Below are 26,269 nucleotides of genomic sequence, written 5' to 3' on the forward strand. Positions count from 1 at the left end.
ACCGAATCGAACCCGAACAGAAAGAACCCGACTATGTCCTTTCGTACACGCGCGCTCATCGCCGCAGTCACCGGCAGCGCGCTGCTTCTCGCCCTGTCCGGATGCGCGGCAGCCGGATCCGACGCCGACTCGGCCACCGCATCCGGCCCCGTGACCCTCACGTTCTGGCACGCGATGACGGGCCCCGCTGCCACGGAGCTCGACACTCTCGTGTCGCAGTTCAACGAGAAGGAGGCCGGCAAGATCACGGTCGACGCCTCGTTCCAGGGCACCTACGCCGACGTGCAGACCAAGTACACCGCCGCGGTGCAGTCGGGATCGACGCCCGACGTGCTCATGATGAACGACATCTCAACGGGATTCATGGTCGACTCGAAGAAGACCACGCCCCTGTCGACGTTCACCGACAAGGACTCGTCGTTCGACGCCGACAGCTTTCCCCCGATCGTCAGCTCGTACTACGCGTCGGCATCCGGCGGCCTGGCGGCCATGCCGTTCTCTGTATCGCAGCCGGTGCTGTACCTGAACCGATCCCTGGTGACGCAGGCCGGGCTCGATCCCGACACTCCGCCGACGACCGTGGCCGAGGTCGCAGACTGGGCAGAGAAGATCCACGCGTCGACGGGCGCGTACGGCATGACCATGAACATGAGCGACTCGTGGATGATCGAGGAGATGTCGGCATCCGGCGGTGAGAACTTCTGCACCCCCGAGAACGGCCGAGGCTCCGACAAGGTGACGGGGCTCGACCTGACCTCGCCCACCCAGGTGACCTTCATGCGGCAGCTGCAGAAGCTGTTCGTCGACGGAACCGCGCTCAACCCCGGAACCGATAACAGTGCCATGACGTCGGCCTTCGCCAGCGACAAGGTGGGCATGATGATCACCTCCTCGGGCGCGTACACGACCGCCGACCCGAGCAAGACGGCCTCGAAGGTCGCCGCCTTCCCCAAGACCTCCGACTCGAAGGATGCCGGCGTCGTGATCGGCGGCAACGCCCTGTGGATCTCCGGAGACGGTCATTCCGAGGCTCAGCAGAAGGCCGCCTACGAGTTCCTCACCTATCTCCACTCCGCCGATGTGCAGGCCGAGTGGGCGAGCGCCACGGGCTATCTCGCATCCAACACGGCGGTCGCCGACACCACGGTCGGCAAGCAGTCCCTGTCCGATCCGAACGTGGCGGCTATGGCCGATCAGCTGGCGAACACGCCCGCCAGTCAGGCCGCAGCCGGATGCCGCACGGGCGCCTTTCCCACGGTGCGCGCCACGGTCATCGGCGCGTTCAATCAGATCGTCGAGGGCGCCGACGTCACGTCGTCGATGAAAGACGCGGAGTCGAAGGCCGCGGATCAGATCGCGGCGTACAACACGGCCGCGGGCTGAGTTGTCGACGGGCACCGCTCACGGTCGGCGGACGATGTCAAGGCGGGGCCTCGTCGGCGGCCCGCTTCGTACCCTCGAAGCATGAAGCACATCATGTACGCGGAGAAGACACTGATGATCGGCGACGAGGCGGCCGATCTGGCCATCGAATACGCGGCGGTGCTCGCAAATCACGGCAAGGCCGATACGGTCAAGCTCAACGCGTTCGACGCCGACGGAGACACCGTCGTCGCCACGTTGCTGCTGAATTCGGGAACCAACATCATCGCCGCCACCTCGCACAACAGTCTCGAGGCGCCCGACAACTCAGAGGTGATCGCGTACATCCGCGAGAAGATGCTCGCCTTGGACTCCGCCCGCTTCGCTATGCCCAGGGGGAGCGCGGCAGACGACGCGGTCGACATCGACATGGATCTCGAGGGCTTCGAGAAGTAGCGTTCTGCGCCGCCGTTCGGTCAGCGAAGGGTCAGAGCGGTTCTCGCGAGTTCAAGGGCGTCGGCTTCCGTGATGCCCAGTGAGCGGGTCTTCGCCGCGTATTCCGCGGCCGCATGCTGGGCCGCGCGACGGGCCGCGTCGCCCTGCGCCGAGACGAGGGTGCCTCCCCTTCCGTGGGTTTCGACAATCCCGTCGGCCTCGAGTTCTTTGTAAGCCCGGGCGACCGTGTTCGCCGCGAGCCCGAGCTGCTCGGCGAGCGTGCGCACCGGCGGCAGCCGGAAGCCCGCGGGCAGTTCGCCCGAGGTGACCAGGTCGAGAACGCGCGCCCGCAGCTGCTCGAACGGAGGCGCCGAGCCCTCGGCATCCACCGACCAGGCGCCGGGAAAACTCGTGTCAGGCATCGGACGCCTCGGTCGATGCAGGTCGGGGTGACTGCTCCGCCAGCGAGTCGAGCAGCGCTTTGGGCACGATGAGACGTTCGAGGTCGCCGAAGGGAACGGTGCCCTCGCTGCCGGCGGGCGCTGCGTCGGCGCTCGCGTTCAGCTGACGAACCTGCGTGTGCAGATTCTGCATCTTGAGGTCGAGACGGTTCGCGGTGGCCGCGGCGTCTTTGAGCTCGTCGAGCAGCGTCACCGGAACCTCGCGGTTGTACTTGTAGTAGATCTTGTGCTCGAGGCTCGCCCAGAAGTCCATGGCGATGGTGCGGATCTGAATCTCGACGGGTACCTGCTCGACCCTGTCCGACATAAAGACGGGAATCGAGACGATGAGATGCAGGCTCGTGTAGCCGTTGGCCTTGGGCGCGGCCACGTAGTCACGCTCGGTGATCACCGTGAGGTCGACCTGGCGCGCGAGCATGTCGCGGATCTTATAGATGTCGCTCAGAAAACTGCAGGTGATGCGGATCCCGGCGATGTCGTGGATGTTCTCGCGGATCACGGCGGTGTCGATCTCGAGACTCTTGCGCTGGGCCTTCTCGAGGATGGACTCGGGCGACTTCAGCCTCGAATTGACGTGCTCGATCGGGTTGTAGTCGTGCACGTGGTTGAACTCTTCGCGCAGGATGTTGATCTTCGTCATGACCTCGTCGATGGCGAATTTGTACGACATCATGAAGCGCGTGAACTCGGCCCGGAGATCGATCTCGGGCGGATTATTGGGGGCGTGCACGAGTCGAAGTCTGCCAGTGCTACCTGCGGATCAGGTTCGAGAGCACGATGGCGCTGCGCGTGTGGTCGACGTTGGGCGCGATGCGCACCTTCTCGAGGGCGAGCTCGAGGCTCGGGATGTCGCGCGAGCGCATGTGCACGATGGCGTCGGCGCTGCCCGTGACGGTTCCCGCATCGACCACCTCGGGCACAGACGACAGGATGCGCTTGAGCTCGGCGGGCGCGACGGTTCCGCGGCAGAACAGCTCGACGTACGCCTCGGTCACTGTGCCGTCGAGGGTGGGGTCGAGTTGAATGGTGAAGCCGCGGATGATGCCGCTGCCCACGAGCCTGTCGATGCGCCGCTTGACCGCCGAGGCCGACAGTCCGATGACCTGGCCGATGTCGCCGTAGCCCGAGCGGGAATTGAGCTTGAGCAGGTCGAGAATCTTGTAGTCCAGCGCGTCCATACAGCGAGGATACGCGGAATTGTTGCAACGGCTGGCACTTGGCGCATGAGTTCGGCGTCGAAAGATCGTCACGCGCGGATTGCCGCATGCAAGACTGATCGAAGGCGTGCCCGGCTGTGCAACAGGCCTGGGCCACTGGACTCAGTCCGCCTCCCGTGACAATCCTCGGAGGAACTCCCCATGACGTCCACTCTCAAAACCTCAGACCAGGCTCAGGCTCCCGCTCGCGTCGCCACCAAGCGGCACTACCTCATGTGCCGCCCCGACCACTTCACCGTGGCGTACCGCATCAATCCCTGGATGGACCCGGCGATCCCCACCGACACGTCGCTGGCCGTCACCCAGTGGAACACGCTCTACGAGACCTACCTGTCGCTCGGCCACACCGTCGAGCTGATCGACCAGATCCCCGGACTGCCCGACATGGTCTACACCGCCAACGGCGGGTTCATCATCGACAACGTCGCCTACGGCGCCCTGTTCACGCACCCTGAGCGCCAGCCCGAGGGCCCCGCGTTCATGGAATGGTTCCGCGACCACGGCTACGAGGTCGCCGAGCCGCAGAACACCAACGAGGGCGAGGGTGACTTCCTGCTCGTCGGCGACGTGATCCTTGCGGGCACCGGGTTCCGCAGCGCCTCGAACAGCCACGAGGAACTCGGCGAGATCTACGGCCGCGAGGTCGTGACGCTGAACCTCGTCGACCCGCGTTTCTACCACCTCGACACCGCGATCTCGGTGCTCGACCCGCTCACGGGTGACACGTCGGCGAACATCGCCTACCTGCCCAGCGCCTTCGACACGGCCAGCCGTCTCGAGCTCGAGAAGCGGTTCCCCGACGCGATCCTGGTCAGCGAAGAAGACGGCGCGATTCTGGGCCTCAACTCGATCTCCGACGGCTACAACGTGGTCATCGCGAACCGTGCCCTGGGCTTCGAGAAGCAGCTGCGCGAGCGCGGCTACAACCCCATCAAGGTCGACCTGTCCGAGTTGCTGCTCGGCGGCGGCGGGGTCAAGTGCTGCACGCTGGAACTCCGATGAGCACCGTGGCCCTCGAGCTCTCGGCCAGCCAGGCGGCGGCCATCCGGCTCGTCGAGGAGCACGCCGCGCACAACTACCACCCGCTTCAGGTCGTCGTCGAGTCGGGCGACGGAGCCTGGGTCACCGACATCGACGGGCGACGCTACCTCGACTGTCTCGCCGCGTATTCGGCCGTCAACTTCGGGCACTCGAACCCCGTGCTCATCGATGCGGCGAAGGCGCAGCTCGACCTCATCACGCTCACGTCGCGCGCGTTCCACTCCGACCGACTCGGCCCGTTCGTCACCGCGCTCGCCGAGCTCGCGGGCAAAGACATGGTGCTGCCGATGAACACCGGCGCCGAGGCCGTGGAGTCGGGCATCAAGGTGGCCCGAGCCTGGGGTTATCGGGTCAAGGGCGTCGCGCCCGAGCAGGCCAACATCGTGGTCATGGACGGCAACTTCCACGGCCGCACGATCTCGATCATCAGCTTCTCCGACGACCAGACGGCTCGCGAGGGCTTCGGCCCGTTCACGCCCGGCTTCCGCAGTGTCGCCTACGGCGATGTGGATGCCGTGGCGAACGCCATCGACGAGAACACGGTCGCCGTGCTGGTCGAGCCGATCCAGGGTGAGGCGGGAATCGTCGCTCCGCCCGCGTCGTATCTGCCCGCTCTGCGTGAACTGTGCACGGCGCAGAACGTGCTGATGATCGCGGATGAGATCCAGTCCGGGCTCGGACGCACGGGAGCCACGTTCGCGTGCGACCTCGTGGGCGTCGTGCCCGACCTCTATCTGCTGGGCAAGGCGCTGGGCGGCGGAATCGTTCCCGTGTCTGCCGTGGTGGGCAACGCCGACATCCTGGGCGTGCTGAACCCCGGCGAGCACGGGTCGACCTTCGGCGGCAACCCGCTGGCCGCCGCCGTCGGACACGCCGTCGTCGATCTGCTCGCCACCGGCGAGTATCAGTCCCGCGCGGCCGAACTCGGCGCGCATCTGCACTCGCGGCTGCTGTCGCTCGTGGGTCGCGGTGTCGTCGAGGTGCGCGGCGCCGGCCTGTGGGCGGGCATCGACATCGACCCCGCGCTGGCATCGGGTCGCGAGGTCTGTGAGGCGCTCCTCGCCCGCGGCATCCTGGCGAAAGACACGCACGGATCGACCATTCGCCTCGCCCCGCCGATCGTGATCTCGAAAGAAGATCTCGACTGGCTGGTCGACGAGCTCGAGGCCACGCTGCAGTCGTTCAGCCTGCACTGATCGACCTTTTTCTGCGCTGATCGAGTAGGCCGCCCGCGGCCGTATCGAGATCTGTCGGGCGGTCTCGATACGCCGCGCTCGTTCCTCGCGCGGCTACTCGACCGGCGCAGGCGCGTAGACGCTCTTCACGAACGATTCGAAGGCGCTCGCGTCGTCGAGGGGTCCGGTGTAGGCCTTGCCGTTCACGAGCACGAGCGGCGCGGTCGTGAGGGTCGGCACGTCGGAATTCGGAACCGACGCGCGGGCCCGGCCCGTGGCATCCGCGACCCATGCGCCGAAGCCGCTCGAGGTGATGCAGTCTGCGACCGAGGTGTCGTTCTCGCCCGCCTTCTGCACGAGTGCGACGAGCTGCGCATCGGTCAGTCCCGACGCTCCGGCGGTCGGCTGGGCGGCGGCGAGCGCACTGTTGATGGCGGGAACGCTGTCAGGTGAGGCATCGGCCACGCACGCCACGGCATTCGCCGCGCGCGTCGAGTAGTTCTGGTTCACCGAGTCGTCGAGTGCCACGGGGTGCAGCTCGAGCGTCGCATTGCCCGAGGTCACCCACGACAACAGGGTGCTGCCGTTCGTGGTCTCGAACGTGGCCGAGTCTGCGTTGCCGTAGTCGACGTACGCGACCAGGTGCAGCATGCCGTCGCTCGTGTCGAGCGGGTTCGTCTCGGGAGCCTCTTTCGACTCGAGAGCCACGGTCGTGGCCGCGGTGACCGTCTTGCCGTTGCCCGAGAACAGGATGCCGTCGCTGGCCATGTTCAACGGTCCGAGCGCGGGTGCCGGTTGCAGCGCGGAGACGATGGTGACGGTTCCGACCGACAGTACGGCGACCCCCACGACTCCGAGGCCGGCTCGCCACGCGATGCGTCGGCGCCGCCTCCGTCGCGCCGCCTCTTCGCGTTCGAGTCGGGCGAGTTCACGCACGAGGGCGCGGCGATCCTTCTTGCCCAGTCCGCTGAAGTGCGTCTTGTCGGCTCTCATCGGCTGGTCTCCTCGGGGTGCAGAACGAACGCCCCGACACTAGTGAGCGCAGCTTCGGCGGCCCTTCGACCTTGCCCAGAAAAGACTGAGGAACAGCCGAGCGGCGTGTTGTATCTGGACCGTGACCTGCGGCAGTTCGTCAGCAGGTCAGAGCGGAACGGTCAGGAGCGGGCGCAGATAGCGGCGGGTCTCCTCGGCCATGTCGACGGAAGTCCTGTCGAGCAGCCACTGCACCTGGAGGCCGTCCATCAGCGCCACCAGTGTGCGCGCCGCGCTCGCCGGGTCGACGCCCGGGGCGAGCTGGCCGGCGGCGCGTGCGCTCTCGAACGACTGCGTCGTGAGTGCGACGACCGACCGATAGCGAGTGACGAAGTAGCTGTGCGCGGGGTGGTCGGGCGAGGTGGCCTCGGCCGAGAGCACGCAGTGCAGTTCGACGAGCCCGGGCACGCCCGCGTTGTACTCGACGACCTTGACGAGGCCGCGGAGGTGCCCCACCCCGTCTGCGCTGTCGAGATTCGAGATGTCGCGAGACGTGTCGTCGCGCAGCTCGAGCACGCCCGCGAGGAGTTCGTTCTTGTTCGAGAAATGGTGCAGCAGACCGGCCTGGCTCATGCCGACCCGTTCGGCGATCTCGCGGATCGAGCCGCCGCGAAAGCCGCTGGCCGAGAAGACCTCGATGCCGGCCTCGAGGATCTCGCGCCGTCGGGCAGCGGTCTTCGCGTAGGAGCCCCGTGGCTTACCGCTCACCGTCATGGGGGCGACTCTACCGGTGGCGACAGCCGCGCCGTTCACAACGAACCTGCACCTCAGCACGCCGATCGAGGTGACCGAGGCAGCTTCGTCACCCGATTAGCCCGAGACCGCTCGAGGGAGTTGCGTTGGTCGAGTAGCCCGAGGCCGCTCGCGGCCGAAGCGTATCGAGACCACCTGTGGATAATTGGCTCGCTATTCATGGATCACCGGCCATAATCCTCAGCATGCCGTACGTCTACATCCTCCGCTGCTCAGACGGGAGCTACTACGTCGGGAGCACCTGGCACCTCGAAGCTCGCGTTGAACAGCACGCGTCCGGGGATGGTGCTGAGTTCACCAAGCGTCGTCTTCCAGTCGAGCTCGTCTTCTCACAGGAGTACGACCGGGTCGACGAAGCCTTCGCTATGGAGAAGCGCATCCAAGGATGGGGTCGCGCCAAGCGAGAGGCGCTCATCAGCGGGGAACTTCATAGACTGCCTGGTTTGAGCAAGAAGGTCTGGAAGCGGCGGGAGTGATCTCGATACGATGGCTCCTTCGTCGCGCGTCTACTCGATCAGCGCGAGGGGTCAGCTCCAGGCCCGCGCGGCGCGGGCCGCCCAGTACTGCTCGGCGGGCTGTGCCAGCTCGGCGAGGCGCTCCTCGTCGAGCGACGGCGGACGCGCATCCAGATTCTGCTTGAGCTGCTTGCGCGTCACGGCGCCGGTCAGCACGATGTCGGCCCACGGATGCGCCACGGCCGCGCCGATGGCGAGTGCGTCGAGGCGCTGCCCGTCTTCGGTGGCGAGAGCCGCGGCGGCTGTCTCGTCTCCCCTCGACGTCAGCCGACCGTTGGCCAGCACCTCTTTGACGACCACGAGCCACTTCGCGTCGTTCGCCGCCGCGAGGGCATCGCCGACAGAGGGCTCGAGCAGATTCCACGTCGACTGCACGGCTGAGAAGGGGGAGTCGGCCAGACCGAGCGCGCGCTCGATCACGGCGGCCTGATCGGCCCCGCTGGTCGAGAAGCCCACCCGCACGCCGCTGTCGCGAAGCGCGCGCAGGCGATCGAGCAGGGCGGAGTCGTCGAGGGCAGGGCTGTCTGAGGTCAGTGAGTGCACGAGGTAGACATCGGGTTCGGAGCCGAGGGCCTCGAGGGTTTCGGCCCACTGCTTGTCGAACATCGGGAGCGAGTGCTCCTTGCGCTCCTGCTGCGGCGCGTCGAGCCGCCAGTCGCCGATGTACTCGTAGCCCCACTTCGAGCCGATGGTCAGCTCGTCGCGGTGCCCCGGATGCTCGGCGAGCCACGATCCGAGGAACTGCTCGGCGAGTCCGTACGACCGGGCGGCGTCGATGTACCGGATGCCCAGCCACCACGCGGCGTCGAGCAGTTTGTGGGCCCGGGTTCGCATCGCATCCACGCTTCGATCGGCACCCGCGCCGAGATCCTTCTCGCGGCCTGCAGTGATGTACGCGGGGCGCCCGATCGCGGCGAGTCCGAGTCCCAGGCGTGAGGCGATGCTGCTTTCGATCTCGATGTCATCCACGATTCGAGCCTACGCGCAGGTGCTCAGCGGATGCCCGCAGCGCACGGGCTCAGCCGCGGCGGTCGAGGTGCTCGCGGGTCAGGGCGTCCATCTCGTCGTCGCTCAGCGCATCCATCTTCGTGGCATCGCGGCGGTCGAGCCGCGACCAGCGCACGAACAGCAGAATCAGAATCGGCACATCGGCGATCTCGGCGATGAACCAGAGCAGGTCGCCCGCGAGGTGCTGATCGTGCAGCGGATTCGGCCACCAGCCGGGCAGCACCTGAGACGCGACGGCGCCTACCCCGCTGGCGATCAAGGGGCCGACGCCATCCAGAATGCCGTCGTTCAGACGCATCAGCACGCCCGGGATCGCATCGAGAACCAGCTCGACGAAGGCCAGCAGAAACTCGGCCGTGATGAACAGGGTGCTGCGCGCCGCAGAATTCTCGACGAGGGGCAGCGCGAAGAGCAGGCCGATGGCGGGCACGAGGATGCCGATGGCCGGCTCGGCGATCGGGCTCAGCCTGAGCACGCCGGCCAGCGGGGTGAGGAACACGCAGAAGGAGAGGGCGGCGAACAGGGTGGCGAATGCGGCGTTGCCGGTGACGCGCACGATCCACGACGACAGCACGCGTTCGAGCCGGGCGGAGCCTCGCGGCCCGAGCGAGCGTCGCGCGAGTTCGACGGGGCGGCCCAGCACCATCAGCGCGGGAACGACGAACAGGAGAAGCGCGATGCGGGTGGTGAAGGCGAGTCTGAGCTCTTCGCTGTAGGTGCCGAGAAACCCGAACGAGACCACGGCCCACGAGCCGAGACCGGCGACCACGAAGAAGACGGTTCGCGAGACCGGCCAGCGGCCGCCGCCGCGATGGATGCGCGAGACGCCGATCGCGTACAGCGCGGCGCTGGCGAGTATCGCCACGAGGGCGACGGGGTCGAGCGACCACGAACCGAGCAGGATGTCGAGGGGAGGCGTCGGCGTGCCTTTCAGGGCGAAGGTGCGTGAGGTGAGGCCAGGAACGAGGGGGATACTACTCGGCTGCGCTGGGGGTGGCCCCTAAGCTGGGGCCACCACACTTCACCGCACGAGAAGGACACTCCCCATGCGCTCGACACTTTTCAGCCAGGAGAACAACGAGGTCGAATCCGACGCTCTGATGGCGTTGCAGAACCCCTACATGCTGCGCTCACGCGTGAGCCCGGGTCGGGACATCATCACCCGCAAGGGCGCGATGGTCGCCTATCAGGGCAACGTCGAATTCAAGCACGAGGGTGCACGGGATGCCGGCGCCCTGTTGCGCAAGATGGTCTCGTCAGACGACCAGCCCCTGATGCGCGTGTATGGCCACGGCGACGTCTTCTTCGCGCACCACAGCGCGAACATCCATCTGATCCAGCTCGAGGGCGAGGGCGTCACGATCAACGGAACCTCGCTGTTGGCGTTCCAGGCCGATCTGGGTTACGAGCTCACCCGCCTCAAGGGTGCGAGCATGCTGGCCGGCGGTTTCTGGAACACCACCGTGCACGGCCACGGCCACCTGGCGGTCGCCACCCAGGGCACCCCGATGATCCTCGACTGCTCACAGCAGCCCACCTTCACCGACATCAACGCCACCGTCGCGTGGAGCGCCAACCTGCAGCCGACGGTGAAGTCGTCGCTGAGTGCGGGCGCGTTCATCGGCCGCGGATCGGGCGAGGCGTTCCAGTACGCGTTCCACGGACCGGGCTGGGTCATCATTCAGCCCTCGGAGTTCACGGGCGCGACCACCGCCACGGCGTAGTCACACCAAGGGCGCTGGGCGGAACGGGCGGAAGAAGTCGCGCAGCTCCTGCGCGTAGAGCTCGGGCTCCTCGAACGCTGCGAAGTGCCCGCCGCGCGGGGGCTCGCTGACGTGCACCGTGTTCGCCGTGCGATCGAGCCACTCGCGCGCCGGGTGCAGGAGGTCGCCGGGGAACAGGGCGAAGCCCGACGGCACCTCGACACGACGGGCGAGCTGCGTCGGCGGAATCGCGGCGTTCGCGTTGTACATGCGCATCGACGAGCCGATGGTGCCGGTGAACCAGTACATGCTCACGAGGGTCAGGATCTCGTCTTTCGTGTAGCTGCTCTCGAGATCTCCCTGGCAGTCGCTCCAGGAGCGCAGCTTCTCCACGATCCACGCGGCCAGGCCGGCGGGGGAGTCGGTGAGCCCCACGGCCTCGGTCTGCGGTTTCGTGCGGTGCATCGCCGCGTACGCGCCCTCGCTCAGATTCCAGGCCGTGGCCTCGTCGACGAAGCTCTGCTCGTTCGGCGTGAGTTCGAGACCCGGGAGGGCCACGGGGATTCCCGCGTCGGTGCGATGCACCGCAAGCACCCTCTCGGGAAAATCGAGTGCGAGATAGCGGCTCACGTGACTGCCGATGTCGCCACCGGCGGCGCCGAAGCGGTCGTAACCCAGCGCATCCATCAGTTGCGCCCAGAGGCCAGCGACATCGATCGAGTTCAGCGGTGCGCCCACAGGTCTGGGTGAGTAGCCGAAGCCCGGCATGTCGGGCACCACGACGTCGAACGCATCGGCGGGGTCGGCCCCGTGCGCGCCGGGGTCGGTGAGCAGCGGGATCACCTTGGAGTAGCGCCAGAACGAGTCGGGCCAGCCGTGGCTGAGGATCAGCGGCATCGCCGACGAGGTCGAGCCGGCGGCGCCGACGCCCCGCACGTGAGCGAAGTGGATGCCGAGACCGCCGAGCTCCACTCGAAAGCGCGGGATGCGCGCGAGGGCCGCCTCCTGCGCCGGCCAGTCGAACTCCTCGGCCCAGTACTCGACGAGCTCGCGCAGATAGTCGACGTCGGTGCCCAGCGACCATCCCGCGTCCTCGGGGGCATCGGGCCACCGGGTCGCACGCAGGCGCGTGCGCAGATCGGCGAGCTCGTCGGCCGTCACCTGTGCGCTGAAGGGCGTGGGCGAAGGGGGCATGCGCGTCAGGCTACTCCGTGGTCGTTGCCTCCGTCGACCGACGGCGAGCGCGCTGTCAAGTCCTCGAAATGCCCGCGCACCCGTTCTACATTCGAGCAGATGCAGAAGCTTCGCAGCGTAGACAGTGCCCTCTCTTTTCTCGCCGACGGCTACCTCTTCGGAACCCGTCGCTTCGACGCCGTGCAGACCGACGCGTTCCGCACGCGGCTGCTCGGCGTGCCCGTGGTGGTGATGCGGGGCTCGGATGCCTGCCGCTTCTTCTACGAGCAGGGCCGCTTCACGAGGTCGGCGGCCCTCCCGCCGTCGATCACTCACCTGCTGCAAGACGTGGGCAGCGTCCAGACCCTCGAGGGCGCCGATCACCGTGACCGAAAGCACCTCTTCGTCGATGCGCTGATGTCGCGCGAGGCCCTCGACGGCCTCGCAGACGCGGTCGAAGACGAATGGATGTCCGCCGCCGGGGGCTGGGCGCACCGTGATCGTGTCTCCCTGAGCGCGGAGATTCCGAAGATCCTGTCGCGCGCGATCCTGTCGTGGTCGGGCATCGCAGCCACGCCCTCGGGGGCCGACGAGCGCGCGAGCGAGTTCGTGTCGATGATCGAGAACGCGGCCCGCATCGGTCCGCCGAACTGGGCGGCTCGAGCGCGCCGCCGCCGCACCGAGAAGTGGGCGGGCAGCCTCGTCGTCGATGCGCGCGCAGACCCCGCGGCGAGCGAGGGCACCGTGCTCGGCGCGGTGGCCTCGAAGACGTCGCGCACGGGGGCGCCTCTGCCGGTCGATGTCGCGGCCGTCGAACTGATCAACGTGCTGCGACCCTTCGTCGCGATCTCCCGTTTTCTCCTCTTCGCCGTGCTCGGGTTGCGCCGCCGCCCAGACCTCGCCGAGGCCTTCCGGTCGGGCGATGAGTCACTGCTCGAGGACTTCGCGCAGGAGGTGCGCCGGTTCTATCCGTTCTTTCCCGTGATCGCCGGTCGCGCGAGCCGAGCGCTCGAGTTCGACGGGCATCCGATCGCCGCGGGTTCGCTGGTGATGCTCGATCTCTACGGCACCGACCATGACAAGAGCTACTGGGGCGACCCCGAGGTCTTTCGGCCGGAGCGGTTCGCCGAGAAGGGCGTCGATCCCAACCATCTGATCGCGCAAGGCGGCGGCACCTATCTCGACGATCATCGCTGTCCTGGCGAGCCGCTCACCGTACGGGTGATCATGCGCGTCGTACAGATTCTGACGCAGCGCATGAGCTACGAGCTTCCCCCGCAGGATCTGAGGGTGAGTCTGCGCACGTTCCCGGCCATGCCGGAGAGCGGTGTGCTGCTCTCCGGCATGGCCGTGCGCGCGTGAGTCAGTCGACCTTCGTCGAGAAGGCCGCGTCGAACGATGCCGTGGGTCGGTCCCACAGCAGCGAGCGTACGAAGGCGAGAGCCTCGGGCGCGCCGCGGAGACGATCCATGCCGGCGTCCTCCCACTCGACCGAGATCGGGCCCGTGTAGCCGATGTAGCCGAGAGCTCGGAACGCGTCCTCCCACGGCACATCGCCGTGCCCTGTCGACACGAAGTCCCAGCCGCGACGCGGGTCGGCCCACGGCAGGTGCGAGCCCAGGATTCCCGCGCGCCCCGAGTTGGCGTTGCGCATGCGGGTGTCCTTGCAGTCGACGTGATAGATCAGCTCGGCGAACTCGGTGATGAACTCGACCGGGTTGATGCCCTGCCAGACCATGTGGCTCGGATCCCAGTTGAGCCCGAACGACGTACGGTGGTCGATCGCCTCGAGGGCGCGAACGGTCGACCAGTAGTCGTAGGCGATCTCCGACGGGTGCACCTCGTGGGCGAAGCGCACGCCCTCGCCGTCGAACACGTCGAGAATCGGGTTCCACCGGTCGGCGAAGTCCTGGTAGCCGGCGTCGATGACGTCTTGGCCCACGGGCGGGAACATCGCCACGTACTGCCAGATGCTCGAGCCGGTGAAGCCCACGACGGTGTCGACGCCGAGCTTGCGTGCCGTGATGGCCGTCTTCTTCATTTCTTCGGCGGCACGCTGTCGCACGCCCTCGCCGTCTCCATCGCCCCACACCTTGGCCGACACCATGTCTTTGTGGCGGAAGTCGATGGGGTTGTCGCAGACCGCCTGCCCCTTGAGGTGGTTCGAGATGGCGTAGACCTTGAGGTTGTTCTTCTCGAGGATGTCGAGGCGGGACTGCACATATGCGTCGTCTTCGGCGGCACGCCACGGGTCGAGGTGGTCTCCCCAGCAGGCGATCTCGAGGCCGTCATAGCCCCACTCGCCGGCGAGTCGGGCCACCTCCTCGAAGGGCAGATCCGCCCATTGGCCGGTGAACAGGGTTACGGGGTGCGTCATTGCTTCTCCTTGTGTGTTCGGTTTTTCGGTCGTGCGGGTCGGTTACAGCGTGATGGATGCGCCGCCTGCGGCGGCAGACTCCTCGACCGCGGCGAGAACCTTCTGAACCCGCAGGCCGTCGGCGAACGACGGCTGCGACTCGGTGTCGTCGCGGATGGAGGTGAGGAATTCGGCGAACTGGTGCACGAAGGTGTGCTCCCAGCCGATGATGTGTCCGTCGGGCCACCAGTGCTTGACGTACGGATGCCCGGCCTCGGTCACGAGGATGCGTCGGAAGCCCTGCTCACCGGCTGCGTCGGAACCGTCGAAGAAGCGCAGCTCGTTGAGATTCTCGAGGTCGAACGTCAGGCTGCCCTTCTCTCCGTAGATCTCGAGCGTGAGCCCGTTCTTGGCGCCGAGCGCGACGCGCGAGACCTCGAGCTGCAGGAGGCCGCCGCCGGAGAGCCGGCCCGTCGCCCACGCGGCGTCATCCACGGTCACGTCTTCGAGCTCGACGTCGCCCGAGTCGCCGCTCGTGGATGAGCCGCCGATCGCGCCGTCGCCGCTGTCACCCGCGGGGCGCCGCGCCACGAAGGTGTGCACACCGCCCGTGAGACTGTCGATGTTTTCGCCGGTGAGGTGCAGAACGAGGTCGGTGGCGTGCGAGCCCAAGTCTCCGAGGGCGCCCGACCCCGCCTCGTCACGACGCAGTCGCCAGCTCATGGGCGAGTCGGGGTCGCTCAGCCAGTCCTGCAGGTAGCTGATGCGAACGTGTCGGATCGAACCGACGCGGCCGTCGTCGATGAGCTTCTTGGCTAGAGCGATCGCGGGTACGCGCCTGTAGTTGAAGTTGACGATCGCGTGCTGGCCGTTCGCGCGGGCCTTCTCGAACGCGGCCTCCATCTCGGCTGCCTCGTCGATCGTGTTGGCGAGCGGTTTCTCCACGATCACATGCTTGCCCGCGGCGAGTGCGGCGAGCACGATCTCGCGGTGCAGGATGCCGGGGGTGCAGACATCGACGATGTGCACGTCATCGCGCTCCAAGACCGCGCGCCAGTCGGTGGCGCTGTCTTTCCAGCCGAACCTCCGAGCGGCGGCGGCGACCTTCGCGGCATCGCGGCCGACGAGCACCGTCTGCTCGATCTCGGGTACATCGAAGTACGCTCCGACATTCCGCCAGGCACCCGAGTGAGCCTTTCCCATGAACGCGTAACCGATGACGGCGACGCCGAGGGGTGTGGGGGGAGTGGTGCTCACGACTGCTCCATTCGCTTCCTCGCGGTGTGATGGGAATGAATCTATTCTGCTCTGTCGGCGGCGCTACCTAGAATTCTGCAGGGCGGCCGGGTGGTTCGCCCCGCTCACGAGAGGCACGTTATGGCGCGCAAGACAAGCACGCAAGCACCCCGATTAGATGCGATCAGGCTGGTCGATCTCGCCGCCGGCGACCCCGAGACGCTCGAACCGCATGACGTCTACGAGGGTCTGCGCTTCGACGGTGTCGACCTCGCCGGTCGCGATCTGGTGGGCATCCAGTTCAGAGAATGCTCATTCGACGACGTGCAGGCCCACGATGCGGCCTTGCGCGGAGCGACCTTCGCCGACGTCGGGATCACCCGCCTCAACGCGCCCATCTTCTCGGCGCCCAGGGCAGAGTTGCGCTCGGTGGCGATCGACGGCTCCCGTCTCGGATCCGCCGAGCTCTACGAGTCGTCGCTCTCGTCGGTGCACATCTCGTCGACGAAGCTGGGCTTCGTGAATCTGTCGGGGGCGACACTGCTCGACGTGCTGTTCACCGGCTGCTCGATCGACGAGCTCGACCTCGGCAGCGCCAAGCTCAACCGGGTGGCGTTCGTCGATTGCACGATCGGGGTGCTGAGCCTCAACCACGCCACCCTGACGAACGTCGACCTGCGCCGTGCCGAATTCTCGCGCCTCGACGGCTTCACGGCGCTGGCCGGCGCGACACTCACGAGCGGCCAGGTCGCCGACCTCGCGTCGTCGTTCGCCGAGCACCTGGGAATCCGCGTCGAGGACTGACGCCGTTCGACAGGCCCGGCAGGCGTTTGCGCGGACCGAGCGTCAGATGGATGCCGCCGGGTCCTGGTCGGCTGATCCGCCTGCGGGGCCGGCGGCCGGGGGCGTTGCCGGTGCGTCGACCGAACCCGCCGCATCCGCTCGCCGTTCGACGACCAGCGTGACCTGCGAGACGACCGCGGCGATGGCGCCGATCGCGAGCAGAACCGGCGCGATCGCGACCGTGAGTGCGAGGCCGACGAGGCCCGCGTTGACCGGGATCTCGAGCAGCGCGCTGCCGTCTTCGCGCTTGAGGATGATGCGGCGAACGTTGCCCTCGTGGATGAGATTCTTGACCGTCTCGACCAGCTTGTCGCCGGCAACCTCGAAGTGTTCGAAAGTGGATTTCTTGTCGCTCATGTCGATGCGTCCTGTCTGACGGTGATGCTCGTTCGACGATCCGGTTCGGAGCGCCTCCCTCTCATTCTTGCCCGGACGCTCCGAACGCGCATCAGTCCGGGGTACCTATGCCACCCGAGACCTAGACCTCAGTACCATTGGCGCGGCGCGGGAAGTCATCCTTAGGCAGGATTCGCTTTGAGTGCCGACGCGTGAAGCTGAAGTCATGACCTCGACGCAGATCCTCGCCCGCCGCCCCATCAACGATTCGAACGGGCAGCTCACGTGGCTCTCGCCCGAGGCGAAGCTCTGGGTGGCGTCGCGCGACGGCGACTTCGCGGGGTTCGTCGAGTTCACCGATGGTCACTACAGCGTGACGGATGCGCGCGGCGCGACCATCGCATCCTGCGGCACCCTCAGCCAGGCCCAGGACGTGGTCGAATTGTCGATGCGACGCGCGTCGACCCTTCGAACGCTCGCATATGTCGCTGTCGGCACGGGCGCCGTCGCCGTGAGCGCGCTGGCCATCGGGTTGGGCATGATCAACCTGGGCTGAGCGGTCGATAACTGTACGCAGTGTGCATCACGGAGGACAACCCCGCGAATCGGCGGCTCGAAGCGAGGAGAGTTCGAGCATGTCGCATTCCAAGAAGGTTCCCGCGCGCGCCAAGCGCATGCCGAAGCGCGCGTACGAGAAAGAACTCGAACGGCTGCAGATCGAACTCGTGAGCATGCAGCAGTGGGTGATCGACACCGGCGCTCGCGTGGTCGTGATCTTCGAAGGGCGAGACGCCGCGGGCAAGGGCGGCGCCATCAAACGCGTGATGCAGTACCTCAACCCGCGCTCCGCCCGGGTCGTCGCGCTCCCGACACCGAGCGAACGGGAGAAAGGGCAGTGGTACTTCCAGCGCTACATCGAGCGGCTCCCGACGACCGGTGAGATCGTCCTGATGGACCGCTCCTGGTACAACCGTGCGGGCGTCGAGCGTGTGATGGACTACTGCACTCCTGAGCAATACCGCCGGTTCCTGCACCAGGTTCCGACCTTCGAGCGCATGCTCGTCGAAGACGGCATCATTCTGATCAAGTACTGGTTCTCGGTCTCGGACGACATCCAGGAGGAGCGGTTCCACTCTCGCCTGAACGACCCGATGCGTCGCTGGAAGCTCTCCGACACTGACGTCGTCTCGATCACGAAGTGGGAGGACTACTCCCGCGCGAAGGATGCGATGTTCGAGGCGACCGACCACGCCGACGCTCCCTGGTGGACCATTGAGAGCGACGACAAGCGCGCATCCAGAATCAACACCATCAGCCACTTGCTGTCGCAGATCCCGTACGAGTCGCGCGACCCGGATGAGGTCACGATCCCTCCGCGCCCCCTCGCCGACGACTACGAGCGCCCCGAGAAGGAGCGGTACAAGTACGTGCCCGACCACGCGGGCGCCGTCGCGAAGCGCTAGCGGTAGCCCGCTCGTACACCGCGCCCGCCTCGAGCAGCGGCACACCGCTCAGAAACAGTCACTTCTTCACGGTTCCCCTTCGTCGCTCCTCCTGAATAAGGAACGCCGAATCAGAAAGCGACTACGCGTCGGCCGGCGTCGCCTCGACCTTCTTCTCGGCGGTCTTCGTGATCGCGGGGGTGGATGCGGCGGGCTTGCGTGCCGGAGCCTTGCGCGAGGCGGCTTTCTCGGCCACGGCAGCCGTTTGAGCAGAGACCGCACGCGGAGCGAGACGCTGCAGCTGCGTGACATGCGCCGGCGTCAGCTCGTCGATCGACGCGACCTCGAGCAGCTTCATCGTGCGCACGACCTGCTCCGACAGGATCGAGATCGTACGGTCGACGCCCGCTCGCCCGCCCGCCATGAGTCCGTAGAGGTAGGCGCGGCCGATCAGCGTGAACTTGGCCCCGAGAGCGATCGAGGCCACGATGTCGGCGCCGTCCATGATGCCCGTGTCGACCATGACCTCGACGTCGCCGCCGACCTCGCGGGCTACGTCGGGAAGCAGGTGGAAGGGAATAGGAGCGCGGTCGAGCTGGCGGCCTCCATGGTTCGACAGCAGGATTCCGTCGACGCCGAGGTCGGCGAGGCGCTTGGAATCGGCGAGGTTCTGCACTCCCTTGACCACGATCTTGCCCGGCCACATGCCGCGGATGGTCTCGAGGTCGGCGAAGTCGATGGAGGGATCCATCGCCGAGTCGATCAGCTCTCCGACCGTGCCGCCGGTCGACGACAGCGAGGCGAACTCGAGCGGGGGAGTCGTGAGGAAGTCGTACCACCACCATGGCCGGGGGATCGCGTTGATGATGGTGCCGGCAGTGAGCTGCGGGGGAATCGAGAAGCCGTTGCGCTTGTCGCGCAGACGCGCGCCCGCCACGGGAGTGTCGACCGTGAACATCAGGGTGTCGAAGCCCGCCGCCTTGGCCCGCTCGACGAGGCCGTACGAGATCTCGCGATCACGCATCACATAGAGCTGGAACCAGTTGCGCCCGTTCGGGTTCGCCGCCTTGACCGATTCGATCGACGACGTGCCGAGCGTCGAGAGAGTGAACGGGATGCCCGCGGCGCCGGCGGCGCCCGCACCCGCGATCTCGCCCTCGGTCTGCATGAGCCTGGTGAAACCGGTAGGAGCGATGCCGAACGGCATGGCCGACGTTCCACCCAGGATCTGTGTGGTCGTGTCGAGCTTCGATACATCGCGCAGGATCGAGGGGTGGAACTCGATGTCGCGGAAGGCCTGACGGGCGCGACCCAGCGAGATCTCGCCCTCGGCCGATCCGTCGGTGTAGTCGAACGCTGCCTTCGGAGTGCGCCGCTTGGCGATGGTGCGCAGGTCGTCGATGGTCAGCGCGCCCTGCAGCCGACGCTTCTTGCCGTCGAGCTCGAGTTTCTTGAACTGCATCAGCGGCAGCAGCTCTTTGGGATTCGGAAAACGGCGTTCAACCATGGAGTGTCCTCTGTTCGGATGCGGCGATGAAGTTCGTCTCGGTGTAGTACCCGGTGATGTGCGCGGTCACCCGCGTGCGGGCGAGCTCGGCGTCGCCGGCCTCGATGGCCGACACGATTGCCCGATGTTCGTGCCGTAGGCGGCCGGATGTCTCGGCCCACGACGGCAGGTTCGGCGCGCCGGCGAGAACATAGCTCTCGATCGAATTGCGCAGGCCCGCCATCATCGAAGCGATCACGGCGTTGCCCGAGAGCTCGGCGAGCGCGAGATGGAAAGCCGCGTCGAGCGCGAGGAACTCTGCCTCGGACACCGGGCCATCGGCATCCATCGCATCGAGCAACTGCGCGGCGACGCCGAGATCGAGAGGGGCGGAGTCGGCGGTGTCGCGGGCAACCAGCTCTGCGAGCTCGGTGACCACGGCGGACTCGAGCACGAGTCTGGTCTTCACGACGTCGCGCACATCGAATCCCTGGGCCGCGACCTGCAGGCGCATCAGAGACGACATGCCACCGGATGGGCGGGCCACGATGATGGCGCCGGACTGCGGGCCCGATCCCGTCTGGGTGCGGATGAGTCCGAGAACCTCGAGCACGCGCAGCGCCTCTCGCACCGATGAGCGGCCGACTCCGAGTTCGCTCGAGAGAGTGCGCTCGGCAGGCAGGTGGTCGCCTGGAACGAGGCGCCCCGCGAGCAGATCGCCTTCGATGTGCTGGAGGACGACCTCCCACGCACGGCGGGAGTCGATGGGTGCCGACGCATCGATGTCGCTCACGTCGCTCCTTCGCTCGCCGGATGCCTGTGGTCAGGCCGTGTGGTCAGACCACAGTTTACGACGGCTGTGTATCCGTGTCCAGACGCACCCAATATTCAGACGGCGGGGCTAGCGTGGGCATCCCCATCTTCGAGAAAAGGACTCTCATGAGCGCGAACCCCTACGACAGCCTTCCTGTTCTTCCCTCGTTCGAGGTGACGTCGAGCGATGTGCGACAGGGCGAGAGGCTCTCCGACCCTCAGCTGGGTGAGTCGGCCGGCGGCGCAGACGTCTCGCCTCAGCTCAGCTGGTCGGGGGCACCCGAGGCGACCAAGAGCTATGTCGTGACGGTCTACGACCCCGACGCGCCCACGGCATCCGGATTCTGGCACTGGGCCGTGTTCAACATTCCGGCCGATGTGACGAGCCTCGCCGCGGGCGCGGGAACGCCGGGCAGCAGCATGCTGCCCGAGGGCGCTGTGACCCTGCCCAACGACGCCGGAGTCGCTGGCTTCGTCGGCGCGACGCCCCCTCCCGGACACGGCGATCATCAGTACTACTTCGTTGTGCACGCGGTCGACGTCGAGAAGCTCGATATTCCCGAAGACGCGACGCCCGCCATGCTGGGCTTCAATCTGTTCTTCCACGGCATCGGTCGTGCGGTGATCAGCGCTCCGTACGGGGTCAGCGAGTAGCGCCCGCGACCACCGAGGTGGGTGGACTCCGACGACCACGCGTAGGAGGCTGGAAGCATGATGAATGAGAAAACATCCCATCCGCGGTCGCGAAAAACCGCCGCCCGCGCATCGACCGGTCTGGCTCTCGTGACACTCGTAGCCGCATTGGTGGCGGGCTGCGCAACCACCGCAGACGCAGGCTCGACCGCTGCAGCACCCACCCCTTCGCCGAGCGAGAATGCCGCGGTGACGCCGACGCCGTCACCGACGCCGTCTCCCGACGCATGCGGCCCGGCGACCGGCCAGGAGGCCGCAGCCGCCGGCATCGCCGCGCTTCCTGCTCCGGCCGGTCTCGAGAGTGCGCGCTGGGACGCCGCCAACGCCGACTACAGCGGATACGACCCGTGCGCTCCGCTGTCGTGGTCGCTCGTGACGCTGGAGAACGCCACGGGCAGCAGCCCCACCGCGATCCTCCTGTTCCACGATGGTGCCTACCTCGGCACGGCGACCGAGCAGGCTTACGGCTTCACGCCCGCGGTCGAGCGCACGGCCGACGATGCGATCAGTGTGACCTATCGCTTCACACAGGGCATGGAGTCGAACGCCGAGGCCTCGGGCCGCGCAGTCGCGACGTACACGTGGAACGCTACGACCGACTCCGTCGAGATGGCGGGCGAGCTTCCGCCAGCGGAGTAGGTCGAAGCCGCATGCATCTGGCGGTAATCGACCCAAACACCGAGGTGTGGGTCGATTGCCGCCAAGCGGCGTGCTCGCGCAGCCCCTTGCGCCTCGGGGTTCAGGGGCGCAAACGCGGCTCGTACACGACCGGCGTGAACGCCCGGGCGACGAGGGTGCGCAGACTCTCGAGCGATCCGGTCACGAGACCCTGGGCTCGGGCCTGGATGAGCACGTTTCCGATGGCGGTCGCCTCGACGGGGCCGGCCAGAACCGTGCGGCCCGTGCGATCGGCCGTGAGCTGGCAGAGCAGGGCATTCAACGATCCGCCGCCCACGATGTGGATGGTGCGGATGCTGCGGCCGGACCGTTCGGCGAGCTGCTCGATCTTGCTCGCGTAGGCGTGAGCCAGGCTCTCGATGATCGACCGCACGAATTCGGCTCGCGTGCGCGGCGCATCCAGACCGTTCTCGGCGCACCAGTCGACGATGCGCGACGGCAGATCGCCCGGCGCCAGAAAGCGCGGGTCGTCGGCATCGAAGATGGCGACCGGGATGGTGATCGCGGCGGCCTCGGCGATGAGCGCGGGCAGATCGATCTTCGGGGTGCCGGATTTCTCCCAGGTACGCACCGATTCGCTCAGCAGCCACAGCCCCATCACGTTGCTGAGGTAACGCACGCGGCCGTCGACTCCGCCCTCGTTCGTGAAGTTCGCCAGACGGCTTGCCTCGCTCACGACGGCGCTCGGCAGCTCGACTCCCACCAGCGACCAGGTTCCGCTCGAGATATAGGCGAAGTCGTCGCCCGTCGCTGGCACCGCCACGACAGCGGATGCCGTGTCGTGCGACCCGACGGCCGTCACCTGCAGCGACCGGGCGGCCTGGGTCGACAGGCCGATCTCGGATGCGACGCTCGGCAACAGGGCGCCGACCGGCGTTCCTGCCTCGACCAGCTCGGGAAAGAGCCCGCGCGGCAGGCCCAGGCGGGCGATGAGCGCGTCATCCCACTCGCGGGTGTGCACGTTCAGCAACCCGGTGGTCGACGCGTTCGTCTTCTCGGCGCGGGCGACTCCGGTGAGCCAGAAGGTGATGAGGTCGGGGATGAGCAGCGCGGTGTCGGCGTGATCGAGCGACCCGGCCACGGCATCCGCCGCGAATTGGTACAGCGTGTTGAACGGCAGGAATTGCAGGCCGTTCGCGGTGTAGAGCTCGGCCGCCGAGACCAGAGCGCTGGTCCTTTCGACCCCCGCCGCGGTTCGTTCGTCTCGGTAGTGATACGGGTTGCCGAGCATACGACCGCCTCGCATCAGGGCGTAGTCGACGGCCCAGGAGTCGACTGCGATGCTCCGGAGCGAGGGCTCCTCGCGCACGGCCGCGCCGAGGCCGGCGACGACGTTGCGGTAGAGCTCGAGGATGTTCCAGTGCAGCCCGTCGATCGTCGCTACGGGAGTGTTCGGAAACCGCGCAACGGGTCTCAGGCTGAGTTCGTTGTGCGAGACGAAGCCCAGCATGACCCGACCGCTGGTGGCGCCGAGGTCGACGGCGGCGACCGCGGCCGTCATGCGGCTACTCCGGGCAGAGGGGACATGCAGAGAATCATCGCAGGAAGGCCGCCGCCACGCCCGCGTCGACGGGAATGTGCAGGCCTGTGGTGTGCGTGAGGTCTTCGCCCGTGAGTACCGACACCGCGTTGGCCACGTTCTCGGGAAGCACCTCGCGGCCCAGGATCGTGCGCTTGGCGTAGTAGGCGCCCAGCTCCTCTTCGGGCACACCGTAGACGGCGGCTCGCTTGGCGCCCCATCCGCCCGAGAAGATGCCCGAACCACGAACGACGCCGTCGGGGTTGATGCCGTTGACCTTCACGCCGTGCTCGCCGAGCTCGACGGCCAGCAGTCGAACCTGGTGCGCCTGGTCGGCCTTGGTCGCGGAGTACGCGATGTTGTTGGGGCCGGCGAAGACCGAGTTCTTGCTCGAGATGTAGATGATGTCGCCGCCCATCTTCTGTTCGATGAGCACCTTGGCGGCGGCTTTCGAGACGAGGAACGAGCCCTTGGCCATGACATTGTGCTGCAGATCCCAGTCGCCCTCGGTGGTGTCGAGCAGAGGCTTCGACAGCGAGAGTCCGGCGTTGTTCACCACGAGGTCGAGGCCGCCGAAGGCGAGGACGGCGGCGTCGACAGCGGCCTGGATGTCGTCTGCGTTGGTCACGTCGGCCTGCACGCCGATGGCGACGTCGGTCGATCCGAGCTGCGCGGCGGCATCCTGGGCCTTCTCGAGATCGAGGTCGGCGATCACGACGCACGCGCCGTCTTTCGCGAGGCGGGTCGCGATGGCCTTGCCGATTCCGGATGCGGCACCGGTAACGAGTGCGACGCGGGTCGCGTGCGACTTCGGCTTGGGCAGCCGCTGCAGCTTCGCCTCCTCGAGGGCCCAGTACTCGATCGCGAACTTCTCGCTCTCTTCGATGGGGGCGTAGCTCGACAGCGACTCGGCGCCGCGCATCACGTTGATGGCGTTGATGTAGAACTCGCCGGCCACGCGAGCGGTCTGCTTGTTCGCGCCGTAGCTGAACATTCCCACGCCCGGAACGAGGACGATCGCCGGGTCTGCCCCGCGGATGGCGGGCGACTCGGCGGTGGCGTGTCGGTCGTAGTACGCCTGGTAGTCGGCGCGGTACTCCGCGTGCAGTTCGACGAGGCGGGCGATCGACTCCTCGATGGATGCGTCGGAGGGCAGGTCGAGGATCAGCGGCTTGACCTTGGTGCGCAGAAAATGGTCGGGGCAGCTCGTGCCCAGCGCGGCGAGGCGCGGCGCCTCGCTCGATGAGAGGAAGTCGAGCACGACGTCGGCGTCGGTGAAGCTGCCGACCTTGGGGGCGTCGGCGGAGGCGATTCCGCGAAGAGTGGCGGCGAGGGCTGCGGCCTTGGCTCGTCTTTCGGCTGCGGCGAGCGGGGCGAAGCCGGAGCGCGCGGGGCCGAAGGGCTCGGCCTTTCCGTGCTCGGCGATGTAGGCGGCGGCGGTGTCGATGATCCAGAGGCTGTTCGCCTCGGTCTCGTCGCTCGTGTCGCCCCACGCGGTGATGCCATGGCCACCGAGGATGCAGCCGATCGCATCCGGATTCTGCCGCTTGATCTCGGCGATGTCGAGGCCGAGCTGGAAGCCGGGGCGGCGCCACGGAACCCACACGACCTTGTCGCCGAAGATCTTCGTGGTCAGCTCTTCGCCGTCGGTAGCCGTCGCGATCGCGATGCCCGAGTCGGGGTGCAGGTGGTCGACGTGGGCGGCGTCGACGAGCCCGTGCATGGCGGTGTCGATCGAGGGGGCAGCGCCTCCCTTGCCGAACAGGGTGTGGTCGAAGGCCGCGACCATCTCGTCTTCGCGCTCGACGCCGGGGTAGACGTTCGCGAGCGAGCGCAGGCGATCGACGCGCAGAACGGCGAGGCCCTTCTCGGTGAGCGTGCCGAGGTCGCCGCCCGATCCCTTGACCCACATGAGCTCGACCTGCTCGCCGGTGACCGGGTCGGTGGCGAAGCCCTTGGCCGACGTGTTTCCGCCCGCGTAGTTGGTGTTCTTCGGGTCTTGTCCGAGTCGGTTGGAGCGGGCGATGAGCTCGGCTGCGGCGACGGGGGTCTCGGGGGAAGTCATGGGCGCTCCAATGCACGGGGTTTGTTGCGTTTTGTTAGATATTACAAAATCTAACGGGCAAGCACAACGAGTGAGCTTCCCGAGGCTGCCGAAGCGCCTGGGGTGAGTCAGAGCAGTTCGACGAGATCCCGGTAGGGGTCGAGCGCCGTGTCAAGCGGGTCGAGCTCGGTCACGAGGATTCCGATCTCGTGCCACGCGAAGCCCACCGCAAGGGCCTGCTGGCCCAGCTTCGACGAGTCGACGAGCAGAACGATCTCGCGGGAGCGTTCCGCGAAGGCGCGCTTCACCTGGCTCTCTGCGAGCGACACTTCGGAACTGCCGTTGTCTGCGTCGAGGGAATAGGCCGACGCGAAGAATCGGCTGTACAGCATGGCGTGAGCGGCTTGGCAGGCGATGAGCCCGACGAAGCTGCCGGTGCGGTCGTCGAGCTCGCCTCCGATGAGGATGGGTGACAGGTCTTTATTCGCGTTGAGAGCCGCGAAGTTCTCGTAGCTGTTGGTGGCGACGGTCAGCGGGCCGGTCGGCGAGAGATGGGCGGCAAGGCCTCCGGCGGTGGTGGATGCGTCGACCGCAACGGAACCGGCGCCGGGGAGGAGAGAGGAGGCCTTCTCGGCGATGCGCGTCTTCGCGGCACGCCCCGTGCTGTGCCGCTCGCTGAACGGCCTGGCGCCGGAGACGGGAACGGCTCCGCCGCGCACCCGCCGCAGCAGTCCCTCGGCATCCAGTTCGTCGAGATCTCGGCGCACGGTCATCACGCTGACGCCGAGCTGCTCCGCAGCGGCCTCAAGGCGGATGCCGCCGTTCGCACGCAGTGTCTCGAGCAGGATCTCGCGTCGGGCCTGGGCGCCGAAGCTGCGCAATGTCGCCATGCCTGCCCCCGTTATCGTGAAGTGAACAAGAACCTAACATAATCTAACAGCGCGCTAG

At 67.0% G+C, this 26,269-nt stretch carries 28 protein-coding genes; 12 read left to right on the plus strand and 16 right to left on the minus strand.

Features of this window, described 5'->3' with window-relative positions; translation table 11 throughout:
• The first annotated feature begins 33 nt into the window (after positions 1 to 33).
• Both ASF79_RS00580 and ASF79_RS00585 read left to right on the plus strand, forming a co-directional pair.
• Complete coding sequence (locus tag ASF79_RS00580; RefSeq protein WP_055850737.1) at positions 34 to 1,383, plus strand: ABC transporter substrate-binding protein; 1,350 nt, start codon at positions 34 to 36, stop codon at positions 1,381 to 1,383.
• Positions 1,384 to 1,464: 81 nt separating this feature from the next.
• Complete coding sequence (locus ASF79_RS00585) at positions 1,465 to 1,818, plus strand: hypothetical protein (protein WP_055850741.1); 354 nt, start codon at positions 1,465 to 1,467, stop codon at positions 1,816 to 1,818.
• Positions 1,819 to 1,838: 20 nt separating this feature from the next.
• Here ASF79_RS00585 and ASF79_RS00590 read toward each other — a convergent pair whose 3' ends face one another.
• Genes ASF79_RS00590 through ASF79_RS00600 form a run of 3 tightly spaced genes read right to left on the minus strand, consistent with a single transcriptional unit; the run spans position 1,839 to position 3,436 of the window.
• Positions 1,839 to 2,219: a GntR family transcriptional regulator gene (locus ASF79_RS00590; protein ID WP_055850745.1), complete on the minus strand. Its 381-nt coding sequence runs from the start codon at positions 2,217 to 2,219 to the stop codon at positions 1,839 to 1,841.
• Positions 2,212 to 2,988, minus strand: a complete 777-nt coding sequence (locus ASF79_RS00595; protein ID WP_326942837.1) for a GTP pyrophosphokinase — start codon at positions 2,986 to 2,988, stop codon at positions 2,212 to 2,214. The genes ASF79_RS00590 and ASF79_RS00595 overlap by 8 nt, the downstream gene beginning before the upstream one ends.
• 19 nt (positions 2,989 to 3,007) lie before the next feature.
• Positions 3,008 to 3,436 carry an Lrp/AsnC family transcriptional regulator gene (locus ASF79_RS00600; protein WP_044440623.1) on the minus strand — a complete coding sequence of 143 codons (429 nt, stop codon included), beginning with the start codon at positions 3,434 to 3,436 and terminating at the stop codon, positions 3,008 to 3,010.
• 180 nt (positions 3,437 to 3,616) lie between these two features.
• On the opposite strand from ASF79_RS00600, the gene ddaH reads away from it, so the two are divergent.
• Together ddaH and rocD are read left to right on the plus strand one after the other, a co-directional pair.
• On the plus strand, positions 3,617 to 4,477 hold the full coding sequence (ddaH, locus tag ASF79_RS00605) for a dimethylargininase (RefSeq protein ID WP_055850749.1): 861 nt from the start codon (positions 3,617 to 3,619) through the stop codon (positions 4,475 to 4,477).
• Positions 4,474 to 5,712 carry an ornithine--oxo-acid transaminase gene (gene rocD, locus ASF79_RS00610; protein ID WP_055850753.1) on the plus strand — a complete coding sequence of 413 codons (1,239 nt, stop codon included), beginning with the start codon at positions 4,474 to 4,476 and terminating at the stop codon, positions 5,710 to 5,712. Before ddaH ends, rocD begins: the two co-directional genes overlap by 4 nt.
• A gap of 93 nt (positions 5,713 to 5,805) precedes the next feature.
• Here the strand turns inward: rocD and ASF79_RS00615 are convergent, their stop codons facing one another.
• Both ASF79_RS00615 and ASF79_RS00620 read right to left on the minus strand, forming a co-directional pair.
• Positions 5,806 to 6,684: a DsbA family protein gene (locus ASF79_RS00615; RefSeq protein ID WP_055850756.1), complete on the minus strand. Its 879-nt coding sequence runs from the start codon at positions 6,682 to 6,684 to the stop codon at positions 5,806 to 5,808.
• Between the two features lie 147 nt (positions 6,685 to 6,831).
• A complete protein-coding gene (locus tag ASF79_RS00620) occupies positions 6,832 to 7,437 on the minus strand; it encodes a TetR/AcrR family transcriptional regulator (RefSeq protein ID WP_055852902.1) in 606 nt (201 codons plus the stop codon).
• A gap of 224 nt (positions 7,438 to 7,661) precedes the next feature.
• On the opposite strand from ASF79_RS00620, the gene ASF79_RS00625 reads away from it, so the two are divergent.
• On the plus strand, positions 7,662 to 7,952 hold the full coding sequence (locus tag ASF79_RS00625) for a GIY-YIG nuclease family protein (RefSeq protein ID WP_055852905.1): 291 nt from the start codon (positions 7,662 to 7,664) through the stop codon (positions 7,950 to 7,952).
• A 51-nt stretch (positions 7,953 to 8,003) separates the two neighbouring features.
• Here the strand turns inward: ASF79_RS00625 and ASF79_RS00630 are convergent, their stop codons facing one another.
• Positions 8,004 to 8,960, minus strand: a complete 957-nt coding sequence (locus tag ASF79_RS00630; RefSeq protein ID WP_235500584.1) for an aldo/keto reductase — start codon at positions 8,958 to 8,960, stop codon at positions 8,004 to 8,006.
• 49 nt (positions 8,961 to 9,009) lie between these two features.
• Positions 9,010 to 9,864 (minus strand): cytochrome c oxidase assembly protein, encoded by an 855-nt coding sequence (locus tag ASF79_RS00635; protein WP_235500585.1) that lies wholly within the window; start codon positions 9,862 to 9,864, stop codon positions 9,010 to 9,012.
• A gap of 181 nt (positions 9,865 to 10,045) precedes the next feature.
• On the opposite strand from ASF79_RS00635, the gene ASF79_RS00640 reads away from it, so the two are divergent.
• On the plus strand, positions 10,046 to 10,723 hold the full coding sequence (locus ASF79_RS00640; protein ID WP_055850764.1) for an AIM24 family protein: 678 nt from the start codon (positions 10,046 to 10,048) through the stop codon (positions 10,721 to 10,723).
• Here ASF79_RS00640 and ASF79_RS00645 read toward each other — a convergent pair whose 3' ends face one another.
• Positions 10,724 to 11,896: an epoxide hydrolase family protein gene (locus ASF79_RS00645; protein ID WP_055850768.1), complete on the minus strand. Its 1,173-nt coding sequence runs from the start codon at positions 11,894 to 11,896 to the stop codon at positions 10,724 to 10,726.
• A 99-nt stretch (positions 11,897 to 11,995) separates the two neighbouring features.
• Between ASF79_RS00645 and ASF79_RS00650 the strand changes: the two genes are divergently transcribed.
• Positions 11,996 to 13,237, plus strand: a complete 1,242-nt coding sequence (locus tag ASF79_RS00650; protein ID WP_055850771.1) for a cytochrome P450 — start codon at positions 11,996 to 11,998, stop codon at positions 13,235 to 13,237.
• A gap of 1 nt (position 13,238) precedes the next feature.
• Here ASF79_RS00650 and ASF79_RS00655 read toward each other — a convergent pair whose 3' ends face one another.
• Together ASF79_RS00655 and ASF79_RS00660 are read right to left on the minus strand one after the other, a co-directional pair.
• Positions 13,239 to 14,252, minus strand: coding sequence for a sugar phosphate isomerase/epimerase family protein (locus tag ASF79_RS00655; RefSeq protein ID WP_055776794.1), 1,014 nt, complete (start codon positions 14,250 to 14,252; stop codon positions 13,239 to 13,241).
• A 42-nt stretch (positions 14,253 to 14,294) separates the two neighbouring features.
• On the minus strand, positions 14,295 to 15,488 hold the full coding sequence (locus tag ASF79_RS00660) for a Gfo/Idh/MocA family protein (RefSeq protein ID WP_055850773.1): 1,194 nt from the start codon (positions 15,486 to 15,488) through the stop codon (positions 14,295 to 14,297).
• 120 nt (positions 15,489 to 15,608) lie between these two features.
• Here ASF79_RS00660 and ASF79_RS00665 point away from each other — a divergent pair, with 120 nt between their 5' ends.
• A complete protein-coding gene (locus ASF79_RS00665; protein ID WP_055850776.1) occupies positions 15,609 to 16,271 on the plus strand; it encodes a pentapeptide repeat-containing protein in 663 nt (220 codons plus the stop codon).
• 42 nt (positions 16,272 to 16,313) lie between these two features.
• Here ASF79_RS00665 and ASF79_RS00670 read toward each other — a convergent pair whose 3' ends face one another.
• Complete coding sequence (locus ASF79_RS00670; protein ID WP_082495599.1) at positions 16,314 to 16,667, minus strand: DUF4342 domain-containing protein; 354 nt, start codon at positions 16,665 to 16,667, stop codon at positions 16,314 to 16,316.
• Between the two features lie 205 nt (positions 16,668 to 16,872).
• Here ASF79_RS00670 and ASF79_RS00675 point away from each other — a divergent pair, with 205 nt between their 5' ends.
• Both ASF79_RS00675 and ppk2 read left to right on the plus strand, forming a co-directional pair.
• Positions 16,873 to 17,202, plus strand: coding sequence for a hypothetical protein (locus ASF79_RS00675; protein WP_055850780.1), 330 nt, complete (start codon positions 16,873 to 16,875; stop codon positions 17,200 to 17,202).
• A 79-nt stretch (positions 17,203 to 17,281) separates the two neighbouring features.
• The gene (ppk2, locus tag ASF79_RS00680) at positions 17,282 to 18,109 is read left to right on the plus strand and encodes a polyphosphate kinase 2 (protein ID WP_055850782.1); all 828 of its coding nucleotides are present in this window, start codon (positions 17,282 to 17,284) and stop codon (positions 18,107 to 18,109) included.
• Positions 18,110 to 18,230: 121 nt separating this feature from the next.
• On the opposite strand, the gene ASF79_RS00685 is transcribed toward ppk2, so the two are convergent.
• Both ASF79_RS00685 and ASF79_RS00690 read right to left on the minus strand, forming a co-directional pair.
• The gene (locus ASF79_RS00685) at positions 18,231 to 19,595 is read right to left on the minus strand and encodes an alpha-hydroxy acid oxidase (RefSeq protein WP_055850784.1); all 1,365 of its coding nucleotides are present in this window, start codon (positions 19,593 to 19,595) and stop codon (positions 18,231 to 18,233) included.
• Positions 19,588 to 20,367: a FadR/GntR family transcriptional regulator gene (locus ASF79_RS00690; RefSeq protein ID WP_235500587.1), complete on the minus strand. Its 780-nt coding sequence runs from the start codon at positions 20,365 to 20,367 to the stop codon at positions 19,588 to 19,590. The genes ASF79_RS00685 and ASF79_RS00690 overlap by 8 nt, the downstream gene beginning before the upstream one ends.
• A 146-nt stretch (positions 20,368 to 20,513) precedes the next feature.
• Between ASF79_RS00690 and ASF79_RS00695 the strand changes: the two genes are divergently transcribed.
• Positions 20,514 to 21,041, plus strand: coding sequence for a YbhB/YbcL family Raf kinase inhibitor-like protein (locus ASF79_RS00695; protein WP_055777525.1), 528 nt, complete (start codon positions 20,514 to 20,516; stop codon positions 21,039 to 21,041).
• A gap of 57 nt (positions 21,042 to 21,098) precedes the next feature.
• Positions 21,099 to 21,719: an LppP/LprE family lipoprotein gene (locus tag ASF79_RS00700; RefSeq protein WP_055850787.1), complete on the plus strand. Its 621-nt coding sequence runs from the start codon at positions 21,099 to 21,101 to the stop codon at positions 21,717 to 21,719.
• A gap of 100 nt (positions 21,720 to 21,819) precedes the next feature.
• Here the strand turns inward: ASF79_RS00700 and ASF79_RS00705 are convergent, their stop codons facing one another.
• The 3 genes from ASF79_RS00705 to ASF79_RS00715 form a co-directional block, all read right to left on the minus strand.
• Positions 21,820 to 23,259 (minus strand): rhamnulokinase, encoded by a 1,440-nt coding sequence (locus ASF79_RS00705; RefSeq protein ID WP_055850792.1) that lies wholly within the window; start codon positions 23,257 to 23,259, stop codon positions 21,820 to 21,822.
• A gap of 34 nt (positions 23,260 to 23,293) precedes the next feature.
• Positions 23,294 to 25,342: a bifunctional rhamnulose-1-phosphate aldolase/short-chain dehydrogenase gene (locus ASF79_RS00710; RefSeq protein WP_055850795.1), complete on the minus strand. Its 2,049-nt coding sequence runs from the start codon at positions 25,340 to 25,342 to the stop codon at positions 23,294 to 23,296.
• Between the two features lie 107 nt (positions 25,343 to 25,449).
• Positions 25,450 to 26,211: a DeoR/GlpR family DNA-binding transcription regulator gene (locus ASF79_RS00715; RefSeq protein WP_055850798.1), complete on the minus strand. Its 762-nt coding sequence runs from the start codon at positions 26,209 to 26,211 to the stop codon at positions 25,450 to 25,452.
• Positions 26,212 to 26,269: the final 58 nt, after the last annotated feature.

The sequence above is a fragment of the Agreia sp. Leaf335 genome (assembly GCF_001423605.1).
Classification (GTDB): domain Bacteria; phylum Actinomycetota; class Actinomycetes; order Actinomycetales; family Microbacteriaceae; genus Agreia.